Consider the following 26,524-nt stretch of genomic DNA (forward strand, 5'->3'; position numbering starts at 1 on the left):
GTTGGCTTCAGTCAAGCAGGATGGATAATCCCAATTGCTGCAAGCAAAAATCCACAAATAGAATTTATGGTTTTATTTAGTTGCCCTACAATTACAACTCTAGAACAACTTCGATTTCAGTTTTATACTAATGGAAACAATAAATTTTGGGAAAATCATACAGAATCAGATGCTCGTGAACATACTAAAAATGACCCAGACAGGTATCAATTTACCACTACTGACCCAAAAAATTACTTGAATACTCTTTCAATTCCAGGACTTTGGCTTTTTGGTGAGAAAGATATCCAAATTCCCGTAAAATTGTGCATAGAGCACTTAAATACATTTAAAGTTCAAGGCAAACCTTTCGAATATACTTTGTTTTCAACATTAGGACACAATACTGCTTCTGACAATATTACAGCACCTGTTGATATTTCAATTCAATGGATAAAACAGAAAGCTTTGAACATTAAAAAGTCTAAAGCATCAAAATAAAGCACTGCCTACAACAGCAAGGGTTTCGTTGCGTACGCAACACGAATAATGATACTTATGTTGAACGAAACCAGAGGTAGTTTAAAGAAAAATATTTGTAGTTTAATCAGCAAAAGAAGAAACATCAACAAGAAATTCAGCAAATGAAAAAATTAATATTACTCGCTTCCTTACTAATAGTTTCATTAGTACAAGCACAGGATTACAATAGCTATTTAACGGAAGCAAAAAAGGCGATTGAGTCGGGAAACTTTAGGAAAGGTTATGACAGCTCTACCAAAGCAATCGAAATAAACAGCTCAAGTGTAGATGCTCGTAGAACTCGAATTAAGGCATCCTTAACTACATCGGCTCGGAAAGAGCATTTAGAAACGGCAATAACAGACCTTAATTACTTAATTAATCAAGATATAGACCCTGCCCTGAATTATAAGCTTTTAGGAATTGCAGAAAGTGAACTTGCCAATTATATATATCGCTTTAATAGGACTGTTTCCGACCACGAAAAGTTAGCGTTATCACATTATGAAAATGCTTTGGAGGCATATGATAAAGCTATTAATTTAATTCCAGAATTTGCTGAAGACTTGAAATATCGGGTAAACGATGCAAAAGAGAAAATTGCCGACATAAAATCATAATAACTACTCAATAAGCCTACTAAAAAGTAAGCTTTTTATTATGCGGAAAGGGAATAAAATATTATTCTATTACCCGAAATGGTAAATTAGCAAAAGTATTGGAGTATAAAGACATTTAATTGTTAGAGTTTCGGTTGGCCTGAAATGCCAAGGATGAAACTTGTGTTGAATGGAACCGGGGTAGTTAAAAAAGAATTTTAATTGTAGTTTAAATCATATATATTTACTTTGTAATTAACAAAATTGAGTTCGTTTGGAGGGTCTTAGACGATGTGACGTTTAGCTGCCACCTTGCTGAACCACTAAACAAAGACAAACAAACAAATAAAAAAATGAAGAAAATCGGATTAGTTGGAGGAATAAGTTGGACATCAACATTAGACTATTATAAATTTATAAATGAAGGAGTAAATGCAAAACTAGGTGGACTGAATTTTGCTGAGTGTATTATTTACTCATTAAACTTTGGAGACATTTATACTCAAAGTTGGGACAATTCATATGACTTACTACTTAATGCTTGTAACAGCTTAAAGAAAAGTGGAGCAGATGGTATTGCGTTGTGTGCAAATACTGCACATCTTTATGCTGATAGAATTCAGCAAGATATTAACTTACCTGTAATTCACATAGTTACAGAAACAGCTAAAACAATCAACAAAAAAGAGTTTAAGAAAATTGGGCTTTTAGGGACAAAATTCACAATGGAGATGGACTTTTACAGAAACAAACTTGAAATGTTTGGGCTTGAGGTTTTGACACCTGAAAAACTTGAAACAAGAGAATATATCCAATACACATTAAGGGAAGAATTGGGTATTGGTTTTATTAACCCAGAAACAAAGAAAAAGTATAAAGAAATTGTAAAAGACTTGGAGGACAAAGGAGCAGAATGTATTGTACTAGGTTGTACAGAAATACCAATGTTAGTAAGCCAAGATGATTTTGAAATTCCCGTATTTGATACTACAAAAATTCACTCACAGGCAATTGTGGAATTTATGACTTCTTGACAAACTAAAGGCAGCAGCTAAACATGGGTTTGGCAAAAGTGCGACATTAGTGCTAAATTGAGCATTTGGAATTCTAATAAACATTTGTGCTAAATTGAACATTTGTGCTTCTATTTCCCCACCTTCGCCAAGCCCTGTCCGTTGTGCGTCATGAAAAAAAAATACCATCAGAATGAAAGTAAAATCAGAATGGCAATATATATTTAAACTTTGCGGCACATTTTTGATTGTTGCAACAATCTCTTGTAATAACCAAAGTCAAAATAAGGGAAATAAGATAGTACAGGCTAAAAATAATATTCAACCCATTGAAAATGGGATTGACACCATAAGGTTGAAATACACAACAGGAGTTCATTCAATTTTAGAGGATAGTAAAGGAAATATTTGGTTTGGTAGTTACAACGAAGGAGCGTGTTTGCTTCATAATGGGGAGCTCCAATATTTCACAACAAAAAACGGATTAAGTGACAATCAGGTAAGGAATATTTATGAAGATAAAAATGGCATAATTTGGTTTCAATGTGGGATAGGATTAAGTAGTTATGATGGGCAAAAAATAACTGATTATAAAGAAAGAAATTATAACTCAAAAAAACAGTGGAAATTAACTGATAGTGATGTTTGGTTTAAAGGCAATGAAACCGTTGGCTACAACAAACTTGAAGGGTATCCGGGAGTGTATCAATATGACGGACAAAAGCTTTCGTATCGCACGTTTCCTGTTACACCAAAATCTGGGGATAATTTTACATATTCAATTTCAACACCTTTTGTCAAAGGTAAAAATGGAACCCATAATTTTTTCCATAAATCCTGCCGGATTAGTTGGCATTGGATAGGCGATTTTGCTTTGAGTTTCTCACAATATTTAGCCCTAAAAACTTTCGACCACTCCTGACTCCGTTGAGATAACCGTATAAATAGATCTTTTAAAACACTTTACTATTAAAACTCGGCCGACCTTCGGTCTTGAGCGTTTTTACAGCAAAATCGAGTTTTGAGATGTCAATATATTCGACAAAGGCATCTATAAATCGCACCTGATTATCGGGACTTATAGTATCTTCTAAACTTGAAAAACGCATCTGGAGACGGGAAATACCTGTGATATGTTGCATTCTTAAAAATACGAAAAATCTTCTTTTTATACAAGTATTTTGTTATATTTGATGTAGATACAACAGAGTTTTTTTCACAGACTGACGTTAGCGGTCATTGTAAACGAAACTCACGACAGACAGCAGATACACTAAAATCTATGGCCGAAAAGAAAAATATATTTGTAATTATTGGAAGTGCAAGTTCAAATTCTGCGAACTTAAAACTTGTTGAAAAAATCGCAAGAATGACAGAAAATGAATTCAACTTGACAATCTTTAACGACTTGAAATCTCTGCCGCATTTTGACCCAGAACTTTCAGCCGACAATCCACCGAAACAAATTATAGAATTTAGAAACGCAATTGAAAAATCAGACGGATTAATAATTTGTACACCCGAATATGTTTTTAGTATTCCAAGTGGACTGAAAAATGCAATTGAATGGTGTATTTCGACAACAATATTTTCAGACAAGCCAAACGGACTGATAACAGCTTCTGCAAGTGGGCAAAAAGGACACGAAGAGTTGCAATTGATTATGAAAGCAGCAATGACTAAATTTACCAACGAAACAACTTTGTTAATTCAAGGTGTAAAAGGGAAATTTGATGAGCAAGGTAATTTAATTGATATTGAAACACACAAACGGTTAGACAATTTCATAAACGATTTTATTAATTTAGTTAACGACAAATAGACAAAGGAAAAACAAGTTGTGCGTCATTATGGAAAACTCGCTAAATAAAGAACATATTATAAAAAATATCAGTCAGACATATACAAAACTGACTGACAATACTATATCAGACTATATCCGAGTATCTAAAATTTTCACATTAGACAAATCGACATTATTAGTTAAAGAAGGACAGAATGCAGACAAAATATATTTTATAGCAAACGGTTCAGCAAGAGCATACTATTTGAAAGACGGAAAAGAGATAACCGATTGGTTTGCTTTTGAAAATGACTTTATAAGCTCAATTGGTAGCTTTTTCGAAAATATTCCTAGCCCTCATTTTATTGAACTTCTTGAAACGACTACCTTTTTAGAAATAACTAGAAAAGATGTTTTTGAATTATCCGATAAACACCATGACTTTGAGCGATTAGGAAGGGTTGTTACTACAAAAACAATGTTGACTTTGCGTAAAAGAATAATTTCTCTTCAATTTGAAACTGCACAACAGAAGTATGAAAACCTTATTAATAATCGACCTGACATTACTCAAAGAGTGCCTTTAACCCATATTGCATCATATCTTGGAATTACTCTTGAAACATTGAGTAGAATTCGTAATCAAAAAATACGAATTTGATTTATATCAAATGTAATCCAATTGAATGGAGGTATTTTTGCAAAAAAAAATATGAAATTAATATACACAATTACAATTTGGCTATTTTTATTTTTAGGTTTAGGTCATTGTATCTTTACATTTAAAAGATATTCAACCATTGAAGCCAATTCACTTTGGTTTTTTTCTGCAGCTCTTGGAGTAATATTTGGTGGGCTTATAAATTATATAAATTTGAAAGAGGCTTCACCATTAACAAATTCTATAACTCTGGGTGTAAATGTATTCCAATTCCTTTTTTACTGTGTTTTGGCTTACAACATTCAAAAACCAATAATTTTTGTAGCCCTAATTTTTGCTTTTTTATTACTAGTGTTTTCAATTATAAATAAATAACTAACCCCTGCTCGTGTCTCGGAACCACAAATGGCACGAGGAAAAAACTTAAATCGAAAATGATTTGAAGAGAATACGAATTGGAATGGTCAGGAACGGGACGCTCGCCTTTAGATTTGTTCTTTGAAAAATCAGTTGACATCAATGCAGAACCTTCAAAGGTTTAGAACACATTGACAAATTCAAACATTATTAAAGAGTATCTATTCGGGATAGAAACAATTACCGACTGGAAAGTTGGAAGTGAAATAATTTTTCAAGGAGAATATGAGGGACACAAATACAAAGACAGAGGTGTTATTCATGAAAATAGTTTGAATAAATTATTAGGTTATAGTTATTGGAGTGGCTTTTCTGGACTGGAAGACAAACCCGAAAATTATTCTTTGGTAACTTACGCCTTGACAGAAAGTAACAATATAACAAAATTGACTTGGACGCATAAGGGTTATGCAAGTGAGAAGGACACAAACACTCAGACAGGGCGATGTACGAATTTCTTGTGAAGATTAAAAAAATAGTTGAACGATAGCAGACAGTTTCGGCTTAACAACCTTTTCTCATGGGCAGTTGCGTAGTTGGACAGCGGACAAAGACGAAAGAAAATAACAACAACAAAACGCTAAAAGCATCTTCAAAAAATCGGCAACTCAAGTTAGAATTTTTAAGGATTAAGACTTTTTTTTAGCATATCAAATTTAGATTGCAATTATGAAAATAACACCAAAAATCAAAATAGATAAACACTCGCATCTTACGCAATTCTTTAAAGTGCACACTCTACTTAGTGATTTTGAGTTAGAGGATGTATGGCAGGTTCCGGTAATCCTAACTTCAAATCATAGCCTTCATATATTTGTTGAACATTTTAATATATCACTAAATAAAATCATGGATAAAGGTGTGGCTGGTTTTTTATTCCAACTTCGATTGTGGCTTGGTAAATTTTTGAATTTAGACGATAAAAATCAATTAGTTAGAGAACTGACTCCTGGTAGTATTCGCCATCGCTATGCACACGAGGAAGGTTTGAGTTTTGAAGATTTACCTGCTCTTAGTAATGGTAGTCCTGATTTTAAACCCGTTTACACACTGAAAAATGAATATCTCTCTGAAATTGATAATAAAACAGTACATGCTGCATTGCATTTTAGTCGTGTTCCTATTGGAGAAGCGATTTGGGGAGTACACATGGCTGTATATGTAAAGCCAAAAGGGTCTTTTGGGAAGATTTATATGCTTTTGATTAAGCCATTTAGGTTGTGGATTGTTTATCCTGCTTTAATGAAAATTATAAAGAATGAATGGGAATCTTTTGTAAGATTAGACACCTTAGCACAAAATGACGGACAAGATAAAACAACGAACCGCTAACAGCTGTTTTGAGCTAGCTGGAGTTTAGTGAAATTACCGTTTCGCATCAAGTTTTCGTCAAGCCGAAAATTGAGCGGTTACGATTTTCCAGCCATCACAAAGCGCCGAGACGTCAGACTGTCTAAAAACCTAAAACGACCCTCTGAGAATTGCATATTTGAGATTTTTCAAAGATGGGAATCCGAATATGAAATATTAAAATGGAGGTTATTAGACACACTGACGTTAGCAGCAAGCATTTGGCACGACACCAAAAAAAGGATAATATGAACATAGAATATAGTTTTGACAAGCGACCATCAGCAGACCAAATAATTGAACTTTACGACAATGCAGGTTTACCAAGACCAACAAGCGACAAAGAACGAATACAGAAAATGTTTGATAATTCAAATCTTATCGTTACAGCTTGGGACAGTGAATTATTAGTCGGCGTTTCACGTTCAATTACAGACTGGGTTTGGGCTTGCTATCTCTCCGACCTTGCAGTTAGAAACGACTACAAAAAAGAAGGTATAGGTAAACAACTCATAAACTTTACGAAGGAAAAAGTTGGTGACCAATCTATGGTTTTGCTTTTATCAGTTCCAACCGCAATGGAATATTACCCAAAAGTTGGTTTTGAAAAACAAGAAAGTAGTTTTATAATAAACAGAGCAGAATGGAAATAACACCATTAGAAATTTTCAACCAATGGTTTGATGAAGAACTCAAATTGACAAAGGTAAGAATACCGACAGCTTGTTGTTTATCAACTATTGGAACAGACAATTATCCCCGCTACCGAACGAATCCTTTCGTGTGTTACTTAACCCCGACCGCGCAAAATGGTAAAAAATAATAGAACTAATTATAGTTTGGGTTTTATGTCTTTACCTTTTAGGGAAGATTTATGCGCTTAGGAGGGTTTATGATATATATGGTAGTTGGAATAGTAGGGGGAAGGAATGAAATAGATGCTGAGAGTTTTTTTTTAGGGGCTAATTTTATCATCTAATTTTAAAATTTCATAATAATGCACTGTCCTTTTTTTTAGTGTATATGGATGATTTTATCAAATATGAATACCCTAGTTAGGGATAATTATATAATATGAAAACCGACTAGAAATAGTTTTTAATTGTAGTGTAAATCTAATATATTTACTTTCTGATTGACAAAACAAAGTACATTTGAAACTTTTTACCCTAGCGTTTCAGGCAAACTGAAGCAGCAGACTCTCAAACTTAATAAACATAATGGAAAAATACGTACGACAATTAATTACAATAGAGTTTGTCGACAAAAAAGAAATCTTTAGTGGTTTTCTTATTGATTGGACCGAGGATTGGATTTTACTGAAAAATAATCCGGTCGATTTTATAATTGATGGCTACACAATATTAAAAAACAAAAATGTAAAGGCAATTATTCAAGACAAAGATCATGAATTTACAGAAAGAGTAATTAAACTAAAAGGTTTAAAAACAAGCGCAGAACAAATAATTCCGCTGACAGATTTATCTTCCATAATACACTTTCTAGCAAACAAATATGAGATTTTGCAAATAGCAACAAAATCAGATAAAGCAGTGTATCTGGGTAAACTCATAAAACTAAAGGAAGAGGAACTGCTCATAGACTTTTTGGGAACCGAAGGACAATTTGAGGGAGAGATGAGTTTTAAGCCAAACAAAATACGAGTGATCGAATTTGATACGGATTACATCAATTCGTTGAAACTAATTGTTGAGGACGAAAAGTCATGAAAAGAGAAAACATTAATCCTAAAAAAAAGGAGGCCTTTTTAAAGGGCCTCCGATTGTAGATTCTGATTTACCATTTATCAGCTCATACCGTTAAGCATGAAATGACTATTTGAATAAGCTTCTCTTTTCAGATGGTTTTACTCAAGTGATTAATCAAAACCACACTCAAAGATACAATTATATAAACAGCAAATAATTAGAAATAAACGCTTTAACTATTAATTAACCTATTAACTATGAAAAACCGGTTGTATAGTAAGTTCAGGATTAAGAATTATATTTGTATAGCTATAATAGGATTTATTTAATAATCTGTATAGTTATTTCAGGATGGGTCATAATAACTTGTATAGTTGTTTTAGGACGGGTCATAGTTATTTCAGGACGGGTCAATCTCATATCAAAGGAATAGATAAAGCATAGATAAAGCATAGATAGTGTATGGATAATGCATACTAAGTTTTGGCTGTTATAATTAAAATAGCTTTCAAAGTTGTTTATACCTGTTCTCTTGAAAAGGTTATTAATACAGATACTGTCGCAAGTAATATGTTTGAGATAGAATAGCCATCAATAGCTACTACAAAGGATTTGGGCATTAGGCTTAATGGGAAGTTGGTTTTGTATTTATCAATTCATTTTCTAATGCACTTTTTATGTTTGAATGAATAATCATTACGCAGCTATGGCAATATCTAATTCCCAGTCATAACCGCATGCTCTTAAACAAAATTTAACTGTGCCAGCGTACTCCATATCTGGATTTGCCAATTGTTTAAGTTCACCCGATCGCGCACACTTATATCATCACAATCATTCTCGCAGGTATTTACCTGTGCGCATAATACTTAATTAAACTAGTCAAAATAAATCTAAATCCAAATGATTTCAAGCAGAACTAAAGTAATAATCTTCGGATTTGATTATCGCTAGCTATCGCGTCTTCTAAACTTGAAAGACGCAGCTGATGAGGTTAAATTCCTTAAATAGGTTCCATTACTAAAAATACGAAAAATCTTCTTTTTGTTTAGGCTAATTCCTATATTTGTTAGAGATCTAACCGAGGTTTTTTCACAGACTGACGTTGGTAGCAAGCTTACCGCAAAAAAAACGTAAATAAAAATGAGTAAACCTAAGTTAAATAATGACGAAATTAAAAATTTGTACAATAAACTGTACAATGAGTCACTATTCACCCCACAACAAAGAGGATACGAATTTGAAAAACTAATTGAAGCGAAGCTTGAAAACGAAAAACTTGAACCAAGAGCGAGTTATAAATCAAAAGGAGAACAAGTTGATGGCTCATTCTTTTGGAAAGGACAAACATTTTTATTGGAAGCAAAGTGGGTTAAGCCTAAAATACCAGCTTCAAGTATATATGCGTTCAAAGGAAAACTTGATGGTAAATTTCATACTACAAGTGGTATTTATATTGCTGTAAATGGCTATTCGAATGATGTTGAAGATGCTCTGAAATTTGGAAAATCACTAAACATATTATTATTTGATTCCTCAGATATTAAATTAATTTTTAATGGCGAAGTTGCATTTCTTGATGTTTTGAAATTTAAATTGCGAGAAGCAGGAGACACAGGAAGCTTAAATGTTCCATATAGCTTAAAAACTAAAGCAGAAAAAATATCAAAAGAAAACAAATCAGATTTTCTAACAGCACAGCTATTTCAACAAAAAACTACAAAAAGAAAAATAACCGAAGATTTATTGATTTTTGTTGAAGGTAAAAGCGATATTCAAATTATTGATAATCTCTTAAAACCAATAGAATTAGATTTTCTACTTACTTATAAAATTATTTCTTTGGAAGGAATAAATAACATAAGACAAATTCCTTCTCTTTTAAATCTTTATGCAACTTACCATCAAAACAAAGCCGTTATTGTAATTCTAGACGATGACCAAGCTACACTACAAATAAAAGGCATTATTGAAAACGTTACAGAACAGATTGAAAATTCATCAATTCCAATAAATACAAAATTTTTCTTTATTGATGAGAAATTAAAAGATAAACTCTCTAATGAAATTTTAAAAAATGTGATTTTTTCTAAAAATTATAATAAACCACAACTTTACTTAGAATTAGAAAGATTTATAAATGAAATCTCATATGACTATTATGACCCAGAAGTAAATATTCCAAAAGAATCTTTGAAATCTATCCTTAATAGAGCGAAATGGGATTATGAAAATAATGAAATTATATTTCCTGACGATTATACAGATAGGGATTTCACTGTGGAAAATTTAGAAGATTTAATAGAATTTCTTAACGAAGAAGTGATTAATGCGGTACAAGGAGAAATGCCTTTAGAGATGTTAAAAGAGAATTACTTTTTAGATTATGACAGTGAGGTTAGAGAACATTTGCTTGCATTTCATAAAGATAAATTAGAAAAATTGAATTGGAATACCGACGAATTATAGCAAAAAAGCCAGCTACCAACAACTAGGGATTCGTTGCGTGCGAAGCACCAACAATGAAGCCCCTGTTGAACGGAATCGCTTCCATTTCCACAATGCTATGCACTTATCGTAAAGATTTAAAGAGATATTCAAGAGGCCATTGCGTCTCTTTTTTTTGGACTAGTTTATCAGGTGGTTTTAATATGTTTTCCATCACTTTCGGGGTATAATTTCCTTTACCTATAAGATTAATTTGTAGAGGTAATTGTATTTTGTCTATCATCGAGATCATTGGATTAGTGGAAATTTGCATTCTTGCAATAAGAATAATCTTCTTTCGATATAAGTATTTTGTTATATTTGCTGGTAGTGTAATGGAGGTTTTTTCACGGACTGACGTTACCAGCAATAACACTGAAATGATGAACATAACAACAGAAATTTCGAATTATATTAATACTCAAAATCAAAATATTTGGGATGAAATAAAAGATGAATATATTTTTAGCTTAATATATAATCCATTCGAAACTTCTTGGATGTCCAATTCAGAAAATGGAAATGCGACGATCTATACTAATACTAAAAACGTAGATTATTCTTCTTTTACACACGAACTTTTACACATTTATCTAGACTTTAAAGGAATGTCAGAAATGCCCGAATTAATTTATAGCATAATGGGAGAAAACTCATTTGAAATCCTTTTAGAGCAAGATTTAGTTCCATTTATTCATAATGTTTGTTCGCACAAAAAAATGTTTCCATATTATAAAGAAATGGGATTTTCTGAATATAATTTTGTTCAAGAAAGAATAACATTTGGGGATAATGATTTAAATTTCATTAAAAGCAGTTTTGAAAATAACGAATCGAAGTTAATTGCAGTAAATCAATTTATAGGGCAAACTATTTCGCTTTTTAATAATGTAGTTGTAGAAGATAAGCCAAAATTCTCAAATTATTTACAAAAACTAAAAAATATTCAGCCTGAATTATTTGATATTATACAGAAGTTTGATAATGATTGGAATAACTCAATAGATTTAAACTTAACTCCTGTTTTTTTGAACTTTGAAAATGATTTGGAAAACTGGTTAACAAAGAACGAACTGAAAAGTGAAAATAATTACTGCTGGTAACAGCTACAACGGATTTGGATAATTGGCTTAATGGGAATATAGTTTTGCATCTGATAGTTTTGGCAAATCCGAAGATAGAGCTTAATTTACAGCCTAACAAGCTTTAGTGACGTTGCCATTAATTAGATGAAAATTGAAACATTTATCATTTTATGAAATACGATTTAAGAAATACACAAATAAGTGAAACTGTAAAATGGTTTGAAAAAAAAATCGAATTTATTGAAACTTGTTATTCAGTTATCAATGAAGTAAATATTTTTAATAAAACTGAAGTTATAGCAGCGAAAAAGTATTATCGAATTTACATCGAGATTATTGCCGATTTACCGGAAATAAAAAGTCATGCAAATAAGTTTGAGTATGAAGTAATGTTCTTTTCAACAATCCCAGAATACTTCTATTATCCATCAAAAGGATTAGATGAAAATCATATTGTACTAAATTACGAATGGATTTGCAAAAGCTGTAAGATACGGCTAAAAGATGCGCCATTTAAATTAGAAATCAAAGATTATATTCAAGAAACCGATAGTTATTTCTCGAAATTTGATTAACAAAAACTGCAACGAATTGAATTAGCGGCTAACCAAAATTACTCATTTACAGTAGCTGAAAGTTTTATTTCGCGAAGAAGCATTATATTGGTCGAGAAAACTCTGTACACGAGCATCCTGCAACTTCGAACAGCAGAAACATTTCCGATATAATGCTGTAACGAATCAACAAGAACATTATGAAAGAATTTTTAGAATCTTTTTCGAACAGAGAAGTATCTATTGTTTTTTGGACAATAGTCATTGTTTTTGGAATTTTAATTTTAAATATTTCAGGTGCATTACACTTAATAAAAGCTTTTTTTGCAAAAAAACTCTTCTATATTTATTGTTTAATGTCGCTCTACTTAAGTGCAATTATTTATTCATTATATTCCATGAATTTATGGGAGTCATCTTTATACAAAGATTTTCTATTTTGGTTATTAACGTCTGGGTTTGTGATGCTACTTAGTTTTACTAAACTTAAAAGCACGGGAGATTTTAAAAATATTCTATTTAGGATTCTTACAATAAACATTGTTTTAGAATTTATTGTAGGTAATTATAACTTTTCATTGTTAAAAGAAATATTCCTAATTCCCTTTGTGACATTTGTTTCGATTCTAATTATTGTCGCTCAACAAAAGAAAAATGAAAACGAAAAAGTAATCAAGCTTCTAAATCAAATTTTATCATTTATGGGCTTTATAATTTTGTGTTATGTTTTATGTAGATTGATAAAATCCCCAACAGAACTTTTCACAATTAAAAATTTAAAAACATTCCTTTTGGCTCCTTTATTTACTTTTTTATTTATTCCTTTTGTATTTCTGATCGTTGTTTACTCAAAGTATGAGCAAATTTTTATGAATCTTAATCGAAATTTTTTGAGTAATAAAAGAAAATCTAAAATAAAATTAGCATTTTTCCAGTTTGGAAATTTAAATTTAGAGTATCTGAATAATGCACATAATATTACAATATGGAGAAAAGCAGAATTGCAAAATGAAGAAAAAATTAAAGCTTACATTAGAAAAGAAATCAGAGGCGAAGTGAAATTTAGAAATTAATAATCACAGTATGCAATAGCTACTACAACGGATTTGGGCAATTGGCTTAATTGAAAGGTGTTTTTTTATTTTGGATGATTTGGAAAAATCGAATAATGGACTTAATTTAGTCCCAAACCCCGCTAGTACCAGAATGTTGGAGTAATAATCCCGAAACGAACTTAAAAAATATGATGACAGAAATTTTATATAAATATCGTAGTCTACAAAATTTCAAGAATTTTGTAGACATTATTCTTAAAAACAGGCTTTGGGCTTCAAAATATAAAAATTTGAACGACCCAATGGAAGGACAATATTACTATCAAGATGGTGAATTGAATAGAGATATTAGAAATAGGCTTTTAGAAGAAAAAGGAACATTAAGACTTTGCTCTTTATCAAAAGTTAGAGATAATCAACTTATGTGGTCACATTATACAAATGGACAACGTGGTGTAGCAATTGGTTTGCGTATCGATGAAAATTTATTTAATGTAAGACCAATTCAATATGATGAAATTGTTTCAATTAGAAATCAAGATTTTAATGACCAAACTGCGACAGAAATTTTAAGTGATAAACTAGAAGTTTGGAATTATGAAGAAGAAGTAAGAGTATTTGTGCGAGACCAAAATTTTATTGAAATTAATATTGAAGAAATTATAACAGGAATTGCAATGAGTAATGCTGATTTTGGATTAGTTAAAGAACTCATTGAAAAAGTAAATCCAAATATTAAAATTATTAAAGCTGAAACATTTATGAATAATTAATAAATACCTAAATTGTGCCAAAAAAAACAAACCCATAAAATGGAATCAGGAATATTTAACTTTAAAGATTTATTCGAAATTATTTCTTATTTTGTAACAACAATTTCCTTATTAGGCTTGTGGGCTACATATATTTTTTCAAAGAAGCAAATTCATTTTACAACCATGGAAAAGTGTGTCTCTAATTTTAGGGAAATTTCAAAATGGAAAGGTATGCCTTGTGATATTTCTGCAGAATATATAGAATTTGTTAGTGAAGAATTTTTTTATCTTGAAAATGATTATTTACACTTAAAAGTTAGTATTGAATGGATCGATGGGATGATTGATTATCTGCCTTTTTATGATAAAAACAAAGTCTTTATTGAAAGTAATCGTTTGGACACATTAAAAGATCAAAATAACACAGTCCGACTTCTTCGCGATTATCCAAGAATTCGAAAAGCAATTCAAATGCGTCAAGAAATTGATTTCAAAATTGTACACATTTCAATAGAAAATGAAAACGACCGAGAAAAACGTAGGCAAGAACGAGACAAAATTATTTATAGTGTTATAAAGAATTTAAATATTAGTTGGTGGAAAAAAATTAACCTGAAACGGAAAATTGCCAACCGATAACAGCAATGGTTTCGTTGCGTGCAAAGCACGAACAATGACACCCGTGTTGAACGGAACCGCAAATGGTTTAAAAAGAAAAATAATTATAGTTTAAATCACATATATTTACGTGTTTATTAATAAATAAAGGAAGAACGGAGGTTTTTAGACGAACTGAGCTTAGTGGTAATTTGTTGAAACTTTGAGTTGAAATCATGTTTAGCGAAGATTGCAAATATCTAAATTGCAGTAATATTAATATCTAAATTGCAGTAATATTAATAACTTAAAAACTACCGAATTATGTTGAACAATTTTTTTAGAATCAATCTTCCGTACGGAATTGCAAAAAATGAAAATGGTGAATGGATGGCTTTCAATCGAGAATATATGCCGTTAGGATTTAACGATACAAGTTTCAAAGAACATCCTGAATACAGTTATTCAAACATTCCGATTTATACGAAATATAAGCGATTAACAGAGACCTTTTTAATTGAAATAGCACATGATGGTGAAAAAGGTTTATCAAGAAATGAAGCTGGAGAAATCTTAAAAGTGTTTTTTTACGATGACGCTACAAATCCAGTAAGTAATTCCAAAGATCTATTCTGGGAGAATTATTTTAAAAAGCTTCAGAAATTGTCCAAAATGGAAAAATCAAATTAGTAGCAACTTAAATTCTCGGGCACTTGATTGCATTGAGTGCCTATTTAAATTGCTTGGTAAATCGTGACGTTTGCGACGCGGTTAACAACAAGAAATTGTATTTTACATTTGGGCTAGCCAGAAAGAATTTGAATTAAAGTTTAAATCCAATATATTTACTTTATGAATAACAAAATAAAGTTTGTTTGGAGGTTTTTAGAGGAACTAATGTTGGTGGCTATGTTGATGAACTGTCGTTATTATAATATAGACTTCAAACGGGAAAATTTTAAAAGCCAATAGATAACCGAATAAAATAAAAAGGTAAAATTACCTCTATATTTAATTTTAATTAAAAAATATTACTATATTTGCGGTAAATTTACCTTTAATTAAAATGATAGACGATATTTTAAATAAAAGCTTCCACTATAAAGGACCTTCTTTTGAAGATTTATTCAAAGATAAGTTAGAGAATTCTGGGTTGACCAAAACTCAATTTGAAAAATTGTCGGGAATGGAAAGAAGAAGCCTAGATGCTATTCTTGACAAAACTTCCAAACAAACGGATATTATTAAACTACTAAAACTCGCTGAGTTTTTAGAAATAGATTTTAATGAGTTATTAATTATCCATTTCAATGATAGACCGATAGAAGAGATTACGGAACTCCAATCTTCAATGGATATTACGTTCGTCAATAAATTCTTTGATCTTAAAACTCTAATAAGTTTAGGGTTTATTAATAAAAATGATTCGTTAGAAGTTTTAAAAGAAAGAATTTGTAAATTCTTTGATATAGATTCCATTTATGATTACGACAGAGAATTAAACGAAGCATTTTATAGCAGAACCAAAAAATCATTTAGCGATAAAATGAAAGATTTTTGGATTAAATCAAGTTATAAATATTTTGAGTTAATAGACAACCCGAATGATTATAACAGACAAAGTCTTATTGAATTAATTCCAAAAATAAAACCATATACTCAAAATGTAGAGGCTGGATTACTTACAGTTTTTCAAGCCTTATATAATATTGGAGTTACGGTAGTTTTTCAACCTTCTTTACCAAAAACACAAATACGAGGGGCAACTTTTTTAATAAAAAACAAACCCTGTATTGTTATTACAGACTTCAACAAAAATTATGCAACTATTTGGTTTGCCTTGATTCACGAATTACATCACGTTTTATTCGACTTAGAAACAATTGAAAAAACAAATTATCATTTATCAGGTGAACCTGATTTATTTTTAATTCAAGAAGATAAAGCGAATGAATTTGCTTCCGAGTATTTATTGTCATCTGAGAAAATGAGATACATTGAGAAGATGATACACAATAAGTTTATGGTAGAAAAGTTTGCAAAAGAGTGCCAAATCCATCCTTGTATAATTTATTCACAATACCAATGGCGACAATCACAAATAGGTAATGACTATTGGAGTGCCTTCAGAGAACACTTCCCAAATATAAAAGGATTAACAAAAAAATTGAATGTTTCTAATTGGGATATCGAATCCATAAAAGGAATAGCATTGAAAATTAAAGAATTATTAACGGTATAAAATAATAATAATGAGCGATAAAAAAATAGATAAAAACAAGATTGAACGAAAACTTTCCAAAGAAGATTTGGAGAGATTAGATATTTTGCAAAAATCTGAAGAAATAAAAGGAGAACAACTCTCGATTAACCTTGATTCAGAGATTATAATTGAAAATTATGCAGAGCAACTTCTTGGGCAAAGCATAGATGACCCAGTACAAAAATTCCAGCTATACTACCATGGACTTTCAAAGCTTCTTAAAGACAACCTACCAAAAGGTAAAGAATCCGAAGATATTAGAAGAATAGTATATGACGAAAAAAACATTCTTATTAACAGAGGTGCTAAGAAAGACGAAAAGGGAATTAGAGGAAGTGACGGTAGAATGGCTTATTTACAAGACTTGGAAGAAGCCATAAAAATTGTTGCAGAATGGACAAGTAGAAAAGGAACATCTGCTGAGCTTTTTATTTCATTTTGGGACAAAAACGAAGAACTTGGATACGGACATCAAGACTAGATAAAAAATACACAGCCACCAACGGTAAAGGGTTTCGTTGCATGCGCAGCACGAACAATGAAACACCGGTTGAACGGAACCGGAGGTAGTTTTAAAAAAGAAATAATTTTTAGTTTAAATCATAAATATTTACATTCTAATTATCGAATAAAGTACGATTAAAGGTTTTTGGACGAACTGACGTTGTAGGCAATGCTACCGCAGAATCAAGAATTTAACACATTTTTTTACATTAAACTAAAATGAACATAAACTTTTCTTCTAACTTATTTCTTTGGTTATTATTAATAACTTTACCAGAAATTGTATTTTGTCAATCGGCCGACTTTATCATTCAAGATGTAAAATTTGAAAGTCAGGGCGTCACTCTTGCAGGCTCAATTTTAACGCCTAAAAAAACAGTTGCAGCAGTTGTAATTGTTCACGGGTCTGATCCTGTAAAAAGAGAAATGGACTTCGCAATACGTCTTGCCAAAGAAGGTATTGCTGTATTGACATATGATAAACGAGGAGTTGGGGAATCGGGCGGTGTATATGCAGGGCCATCTGTTGGTACTAATAATATTGACACTACTAATCTTAATTTATTATCTCACGATGCAAGTTCAGCAGTAAACACTTTTCGAACCTATTTGAAAGATAAAAAAATACCAATTGGATTAGTTGGCTTCAGTCAAGCAGGATGGATAATCCCAATTGCTGCAAGCAAAAATCCACAAATAGAATTTATGGTTTTATTTAGTTGCCCTACAATTACAACTCTAGAACAACTTCGATTTCAGTTTTATACTAATGGGAACAATAATTTTGGGAAAATCATACAGAATCAGATGTTCGTGAACATACTAAAAATGACCCAGACAGGTATCAATTCGTGGCGACTGACCCAAAAATTTCTCTGAATACTCTTTCAATTCCAGGACTTTGGCTTTTTGGTGAGAAAGATATACAGATTCCAGTAAAGTTGTGTATGGAGCAATTAAATACATTGAAAGCTCAAGGTAAACCTTTCGAATATACTTTGTTTTCTAAATTAGGACACAATACTGCTTTTGACAATGATAGAGTACCTGTTGATATTTCAATTCAATGGATAAAACAGAAAGCTTTGAATATTAAGAAGTTTAAATCATCCAAATAAAGCACTTCCTACAACAGCTAAGGCTTCGTTGGGCTTGAAAAGCCAACAATGAAGCCTGCGTTGAATGGAAACTAGAGGCAGTTTAAATCCTGTATATTTACTTCCTAATTAATAAAATAAAGGTCGTTTTAAGATTTTTGGACAAATTGACGTTGTAGGTAACTCGGTTACAAAATTGCACTTAAAAAGTATATTTTTTTGAAAGATTTTAATTAGTAAAATTATTCCTTTTTGAGATCTCTTATTTTTCTGTATCTATTGTAAGCCGAACAAATAATTAAAACAATTACAAAATAAACGAGATAAGATCGCGGTTCTCCTATGCCTCCAACTGTTGTAAACATTCGATTCCATCTAATTTTATTAATTCCTTTGCCATCAGTATTCCAACTTAACCAAATAAAAATTGGCTTGCCAACCACATGGTCAAAAGGAACAAATCCCCAAAATCTGGCGTCAATTGAATTATCTCTATTGTCGCCCATCATCCAGTAATAATCTTGTTTAAAGGTATAGGTTGTAGTAAGATTACCATCAATAAAAATTTGGTTTCCTTTAACCAATAGCTTATGACCTTCATATTCCACAATTAATCGTTTATAAAGCGGCAGAACATCTACATTGATAGCAATTGTCTTACCTTTTTCAGGTATGTAAATTGGTCCAAAAAAATCGACATTCCAATTATAATTCGCATCATGCGGGAATATTTTAGAATCTCTGTATTCTTTATTATTTTTTCTCAATTCAAGACTTTCTATATAAGGATTGTTTCTCGCACTAATAACAGCTTCTTCTGTTGCCTGAACAAAATATTCGCCAGATTTAGCATCGTAAGCTATTCCATCGGTTATATCATATAGTTTTAGAATATTAGATACTTCCTCATAGGAGGAAAATTGAGTTCTAAATTTAATAGTATATGAAAACTGCAATTTTGTTCTATCAGGTAGTTTAGTTTGTTTTCCATCAATAAATACGCAACCATTTCTAACTTCTAAACTATCTCCAGGGACTCCAACACAACGTTTTACCAAGTTTGTTTTTTTGTCGATAGGTTTGTAATAATTTCTATCAGGTGAAAAATTATCCATATCCAAAAGAGTATCGGCTGGTTGGTTAAAAACTACAATATCGTTACGTTCTATTTGTTGAAAACCAGGCAATCTTAAATACGGTAATTGAAATATGTTTAAGATTGAAGTTTCTTTTTTTGAAATATCATCACTGAACATGTAGGATTTCTTTTTTACGAAAGGAATTGTATCATGTACCATTGGCAAAGCAACTGTTGTAATTGGTACTCTTGCTCCATAATGCAACTTACTTACAAATAAAAAATCTCCAACTAATAATGATTTCTCCATGGACGAAGATGGAATTGTGAAAGGCTGAATAACATATGTATGAACAATAGTAGCAACAATAACAGCAAACAATAGTGAATTTACAGTTTCTCCTAATCCTGCTTTTGGACTTAAATTTCTATCCTTTACGTATTCTAATTTATCAGAATTATAATTCAAATAGGCAATATAAAAGCCTAAAGATAGGACTACTAACAAAGTGTCCTTTGTACTGTTTTTACCAAAACTACGAATGGTTTCAACCCAAACAACAGGAAACATTATTAAATTTATTATAGGAATAAAAAATAAAAACACCCACCATTTAGGTCTATTAATTATTTGCATTAATATAATGGCATTGTAAATTGGTATTAATGCTTCCCAAGATTTTCTACCTGCTTTTACATACAATTTAAAAGTGGCTAAAAAATGAACAAAGTGGATAATGAGGAATAATAAGAAAAATCTAGTCATTTGAATAATTTAAAGAATTTATGCAAAACTCGTTTAAATTATTACAAACAGATACTAAATTCATGATTCTGGCAAACAAAATTATAAATCTAATTCTGATTTTTTTATAAATGATTCTCGATAATCAATTGCCGTAGTATTTGTAAGTTTTTTAAATGTATCATTAAAAGAAGAAATGCTATTAAAACCACTTTCAAATGCAATTGCAGCAATTTTATAATTATAAAAATCGGGGGTTTTTAATTTTTTTTTCGCTTCTTCAACACGATATTTAGCAATATATTGGGAATAGTTTGTGTTTTCAATTTGGTTGATAATTTGAGATAGTTGCTTAGAAGAAATGTTCATTCTTTCTGCTAATTTTACTAAAGTCAACTCTGGATCTAAAAACAATTTGTCATTTTCCATAAATTGATTAAGCTGTTTATAATACTCACTTGCTTTTGTATTATCTAATGTTGAATTAGTATATTTCTTCTTTTCATCTTCAAATATCCACAAATTTTGACATCCCAAAATTGCTAAAGAAATAATTATAAATGAAAACAAGAAAGCACTACTAGGATAAAAAGAAACAACATCAAAGAATACTAATATTGCATGAATAAAAATTAAAGTTGTAGCTACTATAAATGCAATTAACCAATTTTTAATTTTCACATTCTTTTGTGAAACATCATGAAAGTTTGGGTGTTTTACTAACCAATAAAAACTATAACAACAGTAAATTAAACCGTGTATGAATAAGAACAAATGAAAATTTCCTAAGTTCGTAATTCCATTATTTGGGACAAACACTGTTAAAATCATTACCAAAAAAAATAGTGCATAATGCCGATAACAATCTATCCTTTTTAAGGAAGCATTATTATTATTATTATATAAAAGATTTACATAAAACCATAAACAGGGACCTATTAATAAAAATAAGCCTAAAAATAAGGTGAGAATAGAATCGCTAATTGCATAATAATTGTGAAATAACGCTTTTCCTGTACGCAAGCTTAATGTTAAAAGATATACAGCCAAAAATAAATTTGCTTTTGAATTTTTACTTGTTTTGGCAAGAAGTATTATTCCAAAGAAAAACCCCAAAACAACACCTATACTGCTAATTAATAATTCAAAGCGACTAAAAAATACTGGTTCAAAATTCATCAAACAAAGAAACTAAAATCTTATGTATTTTACAATTGATTTATCCTCTATTGCTTTTACGCGAAAAATCTCTGTATTTGATCAAAATTTGAAAATAATGAGCTACCTAAAAGCGAGAGTTTCGTTGCGTGCGTAGAACGAACAATGAAACCCCGGTTGAACGGAATCGCTTATAAGTTTTATTTCTCTGATTTGATCTCTTTTATCATACGCTCGAGTTTTTCTCGCTGTTGTTTTGCTTTTTCATCATATGCCTTTTGCCTTCTTTCGAAAATGGCTTGATTCATATGGAGTTCTTTTTCTATTCGAATAAGTTCTTTTTCTAATGCCAAAGTTTCATTATGATTGTAAATCAAGAGTGCTAATAACACTACAATACTGCAGAAATAAAAACAATATTCCAATAGTAAATATTTTAGTGTTTCAATTGTTTTTGATAACATATTGCAAGAGTTTAAAATGTTCTTTTGTGAAAATTTCCAGACTAAGATAAATGTACTACAAATTGAAAAAGAAACTGTTACATTTCAACTTATATTTAGGTTTTAACTATTTGTGAAGTAAGCTTTTTAGGAGATACTGTGGTAAGCAATATCTTTGAGATAAAATGGTCTCCAAAGTCAGGAGTAGTAAAAAGTTTTGCAGAGATTGATAGAGCAGAATGGTTTATTGTTGCAGAGGAATTGTAGAAAATCAATGAGGGAATGGAAGTTCTTACTTTGCAGTTGGTAGGAAAACTTGAGTATTAAATTATGGGATAGGGGAGTCCAAACCCAATAGGAGTCAAATACAAAAAAGCCCTCCAGAAAATCCAAAGGGCTGAGAATTGAAAATGAATTTATTTTTTTGATTCTTCTACAGAAACTTTTCTAAACTCTTTTAAAAGTTTTTCTAACTCCAAAGTTGATTTACGAGCTCTCGGTCCGGCAGCTTTGACACCTTTCTCAAGTAGTGATTCAGATTCTGTTTTAAATGTTTCGAATTCAGCGTTGATTTTTACAATTAAATCTTTCATGATAGTGCTTTATTAAATTATGGCGCAAAAATATAAGTTTGTTTAGTAGATATAACTAATTTGCTGTTAAATTCTCATTTTTTTTAGGAGTAGCTGCGGCATGTAATTCAATGAAGACGGGAGGTGATTGGCTATAAGCTACTTAAGGATGATTGCTTGATTTTAATTTTTTAAGCCATCAGTTTTCTAAATACCCAATTTTTACCTGTTCCAGTAGTTTTACATTTTCTTCAATCGTATTTTGAAAAAACTCTGCCATAATTTTGGCGATATCGCTAGAGTGAATATCAATAGTATTTTTCTTTAATATCTTTCTTGTCCTGAGAAAAAGAGCTTCGTTTAATCGGGCAATTTTACCCATGTCTCTACCTAATACTCTTGCGGCAATCCAATGCAGGTTGATATCTTTATCTCCAAAAAGGTCGTTATGGTTTTCATATATTTCATCGGCATACATATCAAAAAAATGCTTTAAAATTTTGCTAATGTCTTTTATATCGTCGCGTCTTATTTCGGGACGTTCTTGAAAAGCAAGTAATTTGAGCAGTACAATACCAGGCAATGTGCAAAATTTAAAGCGGTGTTTTTCTTCGAGCTCAGCTTCCGGAAGACCAGAATCATAGATTTCTTTGAATCCGGGCATATTGAGACTGGTAAGTCCAGTGCCTTCGACTGTTATATTAGATGGTTTGGCTTCGATTTCACCAAAGGGCATTAAATCTATTTGTATGATGTTTTTCCATTTAAGTACAAAACCATTGCCTTTATAAGGGATAAATTTTTCTACATTGATGAGATATTCTCTCAGATCGGCATAGGTGTTTTTGTCATTTATAAAAACGGCAAAATCGATGTCTCCTGTAACTCTGCTGGGTGGTATATCATTTATGGCAGTCATCCAAACATCGCGTGCCACGGCACCTACCAGATAGAAGTCTATATTGTATTTATTGAGTCCTTTTTCTAATGCGGTAAGCATTTCTGAAATATGAGGCTGTTGTTGTAATTGTTTAAAACTGATCTTGTAAATACTCATCGTAAATTTTTTGTGCGGTTTCTGTACATCTGCGGTCTCCTTTATTCATTAAATCGGCATAGGCTAGGAGTGGGTGTACGGTGTTTGTGTTTTCCTGCTCGTTTATCCAAAACTGTTTAAATACTTTAATATTGCCTTCTAAGTCCGGAACGAGGCGGTAATTTTTCATTAAATCGCTTCTTTCTTCGTTTGTGTATAGGGTAAGTTCCTCCGGACGTAAATAATTGGTGAGAAGATCGCCTGCCGGTTCTCCGCCCCAGATTGTTTTTCCTTTTTTAAGGGGAATATCTTTCCAGTTATAAAAATCGTCTTTATTGAGGAAACGAAATGTTCCTACGGCTAATGTTGGCTTTAGGCGCTTTTCATATTCCATTACCCATTTATCTAACAATTTTTTCTTGTTCTCCATCTGGAGTTCATTCTTGGTTAGCTGTATTAAAAAACCTTCCTCTTTTAAGCCATTGAATATGGTGTTTAAAGTACCAATTCCGGTATTCGTTAATTCAGCAATTTCGCGATAAGTACTGTTGATGCAATCCTTAATTAGAAATTGATAAATTACTTTTAATCCTGTTTTGGTAAAGGCTCTATTAGTTGTTTTATTTTTTAATTCAATAGGAGTATTACCATCAATGTAGAGATAGATTTCATCTTTATTCAGGAATATATTGCCACTAGCTTCTAAGTAGGCAATATTTCTTTTCCGAAGCTCTTCCTTTATCTTTGGAAATATACGTTGCGCAACAATAATATAAGGATTCTTTGTAATAGCCAGTTCTTCTATTTTAGCAAGATGTATGTTCCTAAGTTCTTTTTTAATTTCTGCATATAGTCCTATGTTATGTTTATTCAAGTGCAGGATTAGTTTTCCATCAATAGCATTGTCATTGTTGAGTTCTTTCCACTCTACATTGATCGTACCGCTCTTTTGGATGTTATTTATAGCGTACTGTATGATTTCTTTTTCATTCATTTGTTCACTTATTTATATTGTTCACGAAAACGTGAACAAAGATAATTTACGAACAAATATACGATTATTATCTTTACAAACAACAGCTAATGTACAAATTGGTTACGGTTTCAATAGGATACAGCAACAAGATTACTATCTCAATAAAGATTTATTGCATTCAGATATTTTGAATTCGATAAATAAGAGGGGAATTAATAAAATTAAAATGTAAAATTAGGCATCACGGATGTGCTTTTTTAATCTCCTCAATAAAATAGGAGGTTGGCATTCTTGTTTTGGAAAAAAAAGCAGTAGTAAACCGTTGCGTGCTACTAAAACCGGCTTCTTCGGCTAAAGCCATGTTAGTGTAATTCCTTATTCTTTTATCCTCTTTTATTAATGAAATGATATAATCAATTTTTAGATCATTGATGTACTTTGTAAAATTTTTTCCTCTGTAATGGTAAATTATTTTCGAAAGATATTTTGCATTTGAATCGAAAGCTGCGGTAAGCTTTGCTGCTGTCAAATCTTTTTCGAGAAATTTTTTATCCTTTTCAAACCTTTCCAGTTGTTTCAATACAGAAGCAACAGTATCTTGATTTATCCCTTCTATTCCATTAGTTGTATTTTTGGCTTCAACTTTAGTGGTAGTCTCACTTTTCTCCATTAGTTCCTCAAACTTTTGTCTATATATCTTCTTGTTCCTGATATGTCTATAGACAAGGAAAAGTATTGAGAAAAATAAAAAAGTGATTACGGCTATAAAAATGAAGTCATTGTATTTTCTTCTATCAAGAAGAATTTTAATATTGTTTCTCTCCGAAATGATTTCTTTAGTATCATATTCTTTACGAATTCGACCGGATAAATATTCGTATTTAGTATCTAAAATATGGTCCGCTTTAAGTAATTTTTCGATGTAGTGCAGTTGTGCTTTCAGATTATTTTGAGACTTATAATACTTTATTATCAATTCGTAGTTCTCCAGGAGATCAGGACGAATGTAACTTTTAGCATCAAAAATCCCATCTACTTTTCTGAAATACGGTAGGGCCATTTTTGGTTTATGAAGTGCCCAGTAGCTTTTTCCAATATAAAAATACCCTACAGATTCATTTGCGAAATCTTTGTTCTCCTTTATAACAGGTAGGGAATAGGTTATTTTTTTAATAGCCGTTGCGTAATTATTTTTAAAATATTGATTTATCCCTTCTGAGTGAATGAAGTAGGATTCCATTTCATTATCATCAAGCCTTTTTCCTTCTGCCAGGCCCTTTTCATTTGTTTCGGAACATAAACCGTAGTTACCTATTTTGTTATAGCAAAGTCCCAGCAAATGCATTGAATTCAGATACGCTCTAGCATTTTCATCTTTAAAATAAGAAGTGCATTCCCGGAATAACGATATTGCTTCATCATAAAACCTCAGATAGTATTTTATATTGGCAATATTATATTTAACCTTATAAATTAAATAATTATCGTTGGTTTTAGAAATGAAATTATTTGCTATTAGGAAATTGTCTAATGCATAATTATGTTTTTTTTGAGCATAGTATACAATTCCCTTTGACAGATAGGCAGAGCCAATCAAGGCATTATCCTTTGATTTTTTTGCAACATAAATCATACTGTCTGCATAGACCAGTTTTAAATTTTCGGGCGAATGATGAACATAATTTTTATATCCGTCTATGATCTTCTCCGGATTTTTTTCTGATTTAGCTTTATGTAAAAAGGATTGAAGATACAGTGATTGTTTTACACTGCCATCTTCTAAAGCTTTTACGCGTTCAAACAGATAATCGTAATCCTTACTTCGAAGTGTATCGGGAATTTTAAATGCGCTTTCTTGTGCATAAGCTTGATAGCCTAAGCATAGAAATAATAAAAATAAGTGCTTTTTTATCATAGGTTAAATAAGAAATGGGGATTATTTTCTCTACAAAATCATTTTTGAGCACAGGGCAATGCTTTACAAAAAGGTCTTGGGATATTTTGCAAGAAATCACCTCAAATATACTATAAACAATTGATAATGATGTGTTTTTAGTAAAAAAAATAGGTGTGGATTTTCAGAAAA

The 26,524-nt window shown here is 31.1% G+C and carries 29 protein-coding genes and 1 pseudogene; 22 read left to right on the top strand and 8 right to left on the bottom strand.

Going from position 1 to position 26,524, the window contains the following annotated elements; all coding sequences use genetic code 11:
- The 4 genes and pseudogenes from BUC23_RS14760 to BUC23_RS17730 form a co-directional block, all read left to right on the top strand.
- A partial coding sequence (locus tag BUC23_RS14760; RefSeq protein WP_407918683.1) for an alpha/beta hydrolase family protein occupies positions 1 to 480 on the top strand: 480 nt, incomplete at its 5' end.
- A gap of 143 nt (positions 481 to 623) precedes the next feature.
- A complete protein-coding gene (locus tag BUC23_RS14765; RefSeq protein ID WP_073210763.1) occupies positions 624 to 1,121 on the top strand; it encodes a hypothetical protein in 498 nt (165 codons plus the stop codon).
- A 332-nt stretch (positions 1,122 to 1,453) separates the two neighbouring features.
- Complete coding sequence (locus BUC23_RS14770) at positions 1,454 to 2,134, top strand: aspartate/glutamate racemase family protein (protein WP_073210905.1); 681 nt, start codon at positions 1,454 to 1,456, stop codon at positions 2,132 to 2,134.
- A 172-nt stretch (positions 2,135 to 2,306) separates the two neighbouring features.
- A pseudogene (locus BUC23_RS17730) lies at positions 2,307 to 2,654 on the top strand (two-component regulator propeller domain-containing protein); the annotation flags it as partial.
- 412 nt (positions 2,655 to 3,066) lie between these two features.
- On the opposite strand, the gene BUC23_RS14780 reads toward BUC23_RS17730, so the two are convergent.
- Positions 3,067 to 3,255 carry a hypothetical protein gene (locus BUC23_RS14780; RefSeq protein ID WP_208609329.1) on the bottom strand — a complete coding sequence of 63 codons (189 nt, stop codon included), beginning with the start codon at positions 3,253 to 3,255 and terminating at the stop codon, positions 3,067 to 3,069.
- A gap of 140 nt (positions 3,256 to 3,395) precedes the next feature.
- On the opposite strand from BUC23_RS14780, the gene BUC23_RS14785 reads away from it, so the two are divergent.
- The 18 genes from BUC23_RS14785 (at position 3,396) to BUC23_RS17735 (ending at position 18,451) form a co-directional block, all read left to right on the top strand.
- Complete coding sequence (locus tag BUC23_RS14785; protein ID WP_073210768.1) at positions 3,396 to 3,935, top strand: NADPH-dependent FMN reductase; 540 nt, start codon at positions 3,396 to 3,398, stop codon at positions 3,933 to 3,935.
- A gap of 28 nt (positions 3,936 to 3,963) precedes the next feature.
- On the top strand, positions 3,964 to 4,557 hold the full coding sequence (locus BUC23_RS14790; RefSeq protein WP_073210771.1) for a Crp/Fnr family transcriptional regulator: 594 nt from the start codon (positions 3,964 to 3,966) through the stop codon (positions 4,555 to 4,557).
- 51 nt (positions 4,558 to 4,608) lie between these two features.
- Complete coding sequence (locus BUC23_RS14795) at positions 4,609 to 4,932, top strand: hypothetical protein (protein ID WP_167365589.1); 324 nt, start codon at positions 4,609 to 4,611, stop codon at positions 4,930 to 4,932.
- Between the two features lie 173 nt (positions 4,933 to 5,105).
- Positions 5,106 to 5,438, top strand: a complete 333-nt coding sequence (locus tag BUC23_RS14800; protein ID WP_084538370.1) for an SRPBCC family protein — start codon at positions 5,106 to 5,108, stop codon at positions 5,436 to 5,438.
- Positions 5,439 to 5,643: 205 nt separating this feature from the next.
- Positions 5,644 to 6,306, top strand: a complete 663-nt coding sequence (locus BUC23_RS14805; RefSeq protein WP_073210775.1) for a DUF2867 domain-containing protein — start codon at positions 5,644 to 5,646, stop codon at positions 6,304 to 6,306.
- A 266-nt stretch (positions 6,307 to 6,572) separates the two neighbouring features.
- Complete coding sequence (locus BUC23_RS14810; protein ID WP_073210907.1) at positions 6,573 to 6,977, top strand: GNAT family N-acetyltransferase; 405 nt, start codon at positions 6,573 to 6,575, stop codon at positions 6,975 to 6,977.
- Positions 6,978 to 7,544: 567 nt separating this feature from the next.
- Positions 7,545 to 8,054 carry a hypothetical protein gene (locus tag BUC23_RS14820; RefSeq protein ID WP_073210780.1) on the top strand — a complete coding sequence of 170 codons (510 nt, stop codon included), beginning with the start codon at positions 7,545 to 7,547 and terminating at the stop codon, positions 8,052 to 8,054.
- A gap of 1,122 nt (positions 8,055 to 9,176) precedes the next feature.
- Entirely contained in the window at positions 9,177 to 10,502 is a 1,326-nt protein-coding gene (locus tag BUC23_RS14825; RefSeq protein ID WP_073210783.1) for a PDDEXK family nuclease, read from the top strand.
- Between the two features lie 398 nt (positions 10,503 to 10,900).
- Positions 10,901 to 11,623 carry a hypothetical protein gene (locus BUC23_RS14835; protein WP_139259911.1) on the top strand — a complete coding sequence of 241 codons (723 nt, stop codon included), beginning with the start codon at positions 10,901 to 10,903 and terminating at the stop codon, positions 11,621 to 11,623.
- 152 nt (positions 11,624 to 11,775) lie between these two features.
- Entirely contained in the window at positions 11,776 to 12,180 is a 405-nt protein-coding gene (locus BUC23_RS14840) for a hypothetical protein (protein WP_073210789.1), read from the top strand.
- A 179-nt stretch (positions 12,181 to 12,359) separates the two neighbouring features.
- The gene (locus BUC23_RS14845; protein ID WP_073210791.1) at positions 12,360 to 13,232 is read left to right on the top strand and encodes a hypothetical protein; all 873 of its coding nucleotides are present in this window, start codon (positions 12,360 to 12,362) and stop codon (positions 13,230 to 13,232) included.
- 170 nt (positions 13,233 to 13,402) lie between these two features.
- Complete coding sequence (locus BUC23_RS14850) at positions 13,403 to 13,987, top strand: DUF2971 domain-containing protein (RefSeq protein WP_244153817.1); 585 nt, start codon at positions 13,403 to 13,405, stop codon at positions 13,985 to 13,987.
- 39 nt (positions 13,988 to 14,026) lie between these two features.
- Positions 14,027 to 14,608 (top strand): hypothetical protein, encoded by a 582-nt coding sequence (locus tag BUC23_RS14855; RefSeq protein WP_073210796.1) that lies wholly within the window; start codon positions 14,027 to 14,029, stop codon positions 14,606 to 14,608.
- Positions 14,609 to 14,890: 282 nt separating this feature from the next.
- On the top strand, positions 14,891 to 15,256 hold the full coding sequence (locus BUC23_RS14860; RefSeq protein WP_084538371.1) for a hypothetical protein: 366 nt from the start codon (positions 14,891 to 14,893) through the stop codon (positions 15,254 to 15,256).
- Positions 15,257 to 15,632: 376 nt separating this feature from the next.
- Positions 15,633 to 16,808, top strand: a complete 1,176-nt coding sequence (locus BUC23_RS14865) for an ImmA/IrrE family metallo-endopeptidase (protein WP_073210800.1) — start codon at positions 15,633 to 15,635, stop codon at positions 16,806 to 16,808.
- Positions 16,809 to 16,818: 10 nt separating this feature from the next.
- Positions 16,819 to 17,310, top strand: a complete 492-nt coding sequence (locus BUC23_RS14870; protein ID WP_073210802.1) for a hypothetical protein — start codon at positions 16,819 to 16,821, stop codon at positions 17,308 to 17,310.
- 242 nt (positions 17,311 to 17,552) lie between these two features.
- Positions 17,553 to 18,212, top strand: coding sequence for a serine aminopeptidase domain-containing protein (locus BUC23_RS14875; RefSeq protein ID WP_244153818.1), 660 nt, complete (start codon positions 17,553 to 17,555; stop codon positions 18,210 to 18,212).
- Between the two features lie 68 nt (positions 18,213 to 18,280).
- A complete protein-coding gene (locus tag BUC23_RS17735; protein ID WP_244153819.1) occupies positions 18,281 to 18,451 on the top strand; it encodes a hypothetical protein in 171 nt (56 codons plus the stop codon).
- Positions 18,452 to 18,672: 221 nt separating this feature from the next.
- On the opposite strand, the gene lepB is transcribed toward BUC23_RS17735, so the two are convergent.
- The 7 genes from lepB to BUC23_RS14915 form a co-directional block, all read right to left on the bottom strand.
- The gene (gene lepB / locus BUC23_RS14880) at positions 18,673 to 20,274 is read right to left on the bottom strand and encodes a signal peptidase I (protein ID WP_073210804.1); all 1,602 of its coding nucleotides are present in this window, start codon (positions 20,272 to 20,274) and stop codon (positions 18,673 to 18,675) included.
- Between the two features lie 81 nt (positions 20,275 to 20,355).
- Positions 20,356 to 21,432: a helix-turn-helix domain-containing protein gene (locus BUC23_RS14885; RefSeq protein WP_073210806.1), complete on the bottom strand. Its 1,077-nt coding sequence runs from the start codon at positions 21,430 to 21,432 to the stop codon at positions 20,356 to 20,358.
- A gap of 179 nt (positions 21,433 to 21,611) precedes the next feature.
- Entirely contained in the window at positions 21,612 to 21,875 is a 264-nt protein-coding gene (locus BUC23_RS14890; protein WP_073210808.1) for a hypothetical protein, read from the bottom strand.
- A gap of 395 nt (positions 21,876 to 22,270) precedes the next feature.
- Positions 22,271 to 22,447 (bottom strand): histone H1, encoded by a 177-nt coding sequence (locus BUC23_RS14900; protein ID WP_073210810.1) that lies wholly within the window; start codon positions 22,445 to 22,447, stop codon positions 22,271 to 22,273.
- 178 nt (positions 22,448 to 22,625) lie between these two features.
- On the bottom strand, positions 22,626 to 23,483 hold the full coding sequence (locus BUC23_RS14905) for a hypothetical protein (protein WP_073210812.1): 858 nt from the start codon (positions 23,481 to 23,483) through the stop codon (positions 22,626 to 22,628).
- Entirely contained in the window at positions 23,458 to 24,456 is a 999-nt protein-coding gene (locus tag BUC23_RS14910; protein WP_073210814.1) for a type IV toxin-antitoxin system AbiEi family antitoxin, read from the bottom strand. The genes BUC23_RS14905 and BUC23_RS14910 overlap by 26 nt, the downstream gene beginning before the upstream one ends.
- A gap of 223 nt (positions 24,457 to 24,679) precedes the next feature.
- Positions 24,680 to 26,353, bottom strand: a complete 1,674-nt coding sequence (locus BUC23_RS14915) for an AraC family transcriptional regulator (RefSeq protein ID WP_073210816.1) — start codon at positions 26,351 to 26,353, stop codon at positions 24,680 to 24,682.
- Between the last annotated feature and the right edge of the window lie 171 nt (positions 26,354 to 26,524).

It is taken from the genome of Flavobacterium xinjiangense (assembly GCF_900142885.1).
Lineage (GTDB): Bacteria > Bacteroidota > Bacteroidia > Flavobacteriales > Flavobacteriaceae > Flavobacterium > Flavobacterium xinjiangense.

Excerpts from the sequence above, each read along its gene's own strand:
- BUC23_RS14765 (WP_073210763.1), top strand. The coding sequence starts at position 624 with ATGAAAAAATTAATATTACTCGCTTCCTTACTAATAGTTTCATTAGTA.
- BUC23_RS14770 (WP_073210905.1), top strand. The coding sequence starts at position 1,454 with ATGAAGAAAATCGGATTAGTTGGAGGAATAAGTTGGACATCAACATTA.
- BUC23_RS14780 (WP_208609329.1), bottom strand. The coding sequence starts at position 3,255 with ATGCAACATATCACAGGTATTTCCCGTCTCCAGATGCGTTTTTCAAGT.
- BUC23_RS14785 (WP_073210768.1), top strand. The coding sequence starts at position 3,396 with ATGGCCGAAAAGAAAAATATATTTGTAATTATTGGAAGTGCAAGTTCA.
- BUC23_RS14790 (WP_073210771.1), top strand. The coding sequence starts at position 3,964 with ATGGAAAACTCGCTAAATAAAGAACATATTATAAAAAATATCAGTCAG.
- BUC23_RS14795 (WP_167365589.1), top strand. The coding sequence starts at position 4,609 with ATGAAATTAATATACACAATTACAATTTGGCTATTTTTATTTTTAGGT.
- BUC23_RS14805 (WP_073210775.1), top strand. The coding sequence starts at position 5,644 with ATGAAAATAACACCAAAAATCAAAATAGATAAACACTCGCATCTTACG.
- BUC23_RS14810 (WP_073210907.1), top strand. The coding sequence starts at position 6,573 with ATGAACATAGAATATAGTTTTGACAAGCGACCATCAGCAGACCAAATA.
- BUC23_RS14820 (WP_073210780.1), top strand. The coding sequence starts at position 7,545 with ATGGAAAAATACGTACGACAATTAATTACAATAGAGTTTGTCGACAAA.
- BUC23_RS14825 (WP_073210783.1), top strand. The coding sequence starts at position 9,177 with ATGAGTAAACCTAAGTTAAATAATGACGAAATTAAAAATTTGTACAAT.
- BUC23_RS14835 (WP_139259911.1), top strand. The coding sequence starts at position 10,901 with ATGATGAACATAACAACAGAAATTTCGAATTATATTAATACTCAAAAT.
- BUC23_RS14840 (WP_073210789.1), top strand. The coding sequence starts at position 11,776 with ATGAAATACGATTTAAGAAATACACAAATAAGTGAAACTGTAAAATGG.
- BUC23_RS14845 (WP_073210791.1), top strand. The coding sequence starts at position 12,360 with ATGAAAGAATTTTTAGAATCTTTTTCGAACAGAGAAGTATCTATTGTT.
- BUC23_RS14850 (WP_244153817.1), top strand. The coding sequence starts at position 13,403 with ATGATGACAGAAATTTTATATAAATATCGTAGTCTACAAAATTTCAAG.
- BUC23_RS14855 (WP_073210796.1), top strand. The coding sequence starts at position 14,027 with ATGGAATCAGGAATATTTAACTTTAAAGATTTATTCGAAATTATTTCT.
- BUC23_RS14860 (WP_084538371.1), top strand. The coding sequence starts at position 14,891 with ATGTTGAACAATTTTTTTAGAATCAATCTTCCGTACGGAATTGCAAAA.
- BUC23_RS14865 (WP_073210800.1), top strand. The coding sequence starts at position 15,633 with ATGATAGACGATATTTTAAATAAAAGCTTCCACTATAAAGGACCTTCT.
- BUC23_RS14870 (WP_073210802.1), top strand. The coding sequence starts at position 16,819 with ATGAGCGATAAAAAAATAGATAAAAACAAGATTGAACGAAAACTTTCC.
- BUC23_RS14875 (WP_244153818.1), top strand. The coding sequence starts at position 17,553 with ATGAACATAAACTTTTCTTCTAACTTATTTCTTTGGTTATTATTAATA.
- BUC23_RS17735 (WP_244153819.1), top strand. The coding sequence starts at position 18,281 with ATGGAGCAATTAAATACATTGAAAGCTCAAGGTAAACCTTTCGAATAT.
- lepB (WP_073210804.1), bottom strand. The coding sequence starts at position 20,274 with ATGACTAGATTTTTCTTATTATTCCTCATTATCCACTTTGTTCATTTT.
- BUC23_RS14885 (WP_073210806.1), bottom strand. The coding sequence starts at position 21,432 with ATGAATTTTGAACCAGTATTTTTTAGTCGCTTTGAATTATTAATTAGC.
- BUC23_RS14890 (WP_073210808.1), bottom strand. The coding sequence starts at position 21,875 with ATGTTATCAAAAACAATTGAAACACTAAAATATTTACTATTGGAATAT.
- BUC23_RS14900 (WP_073210810.1), bottom strand. The coding sequence starts at position 22,447 with ATGAAAGATTTAATTGTAAAAATCAACGCTGAATTCGAAACATTTAAA.
- BUC23_RS14905 (WP_073210812.1), bottom strand. The coding sequence starts at position 23,483 with ATGAGTATTTACAAGATCAGTTTTAAACAATTACAACAACAGCCTCAT.
- BUC23_RS14910 (WP_073210814.1), bottom strand. The coding sequence starts at position 24,456 with ATGAATGAAAAAGAAATCATACAGTACGCTATAAATAACATCCAAAAG.
- BUC23_RS14915 (WP_073210816.1), bottom strand. The coding sequence starts at position 26,353 with ATGATAAAAAAGCACTTATTTTTATTATTTCTATGCTTAGGCTATCAA.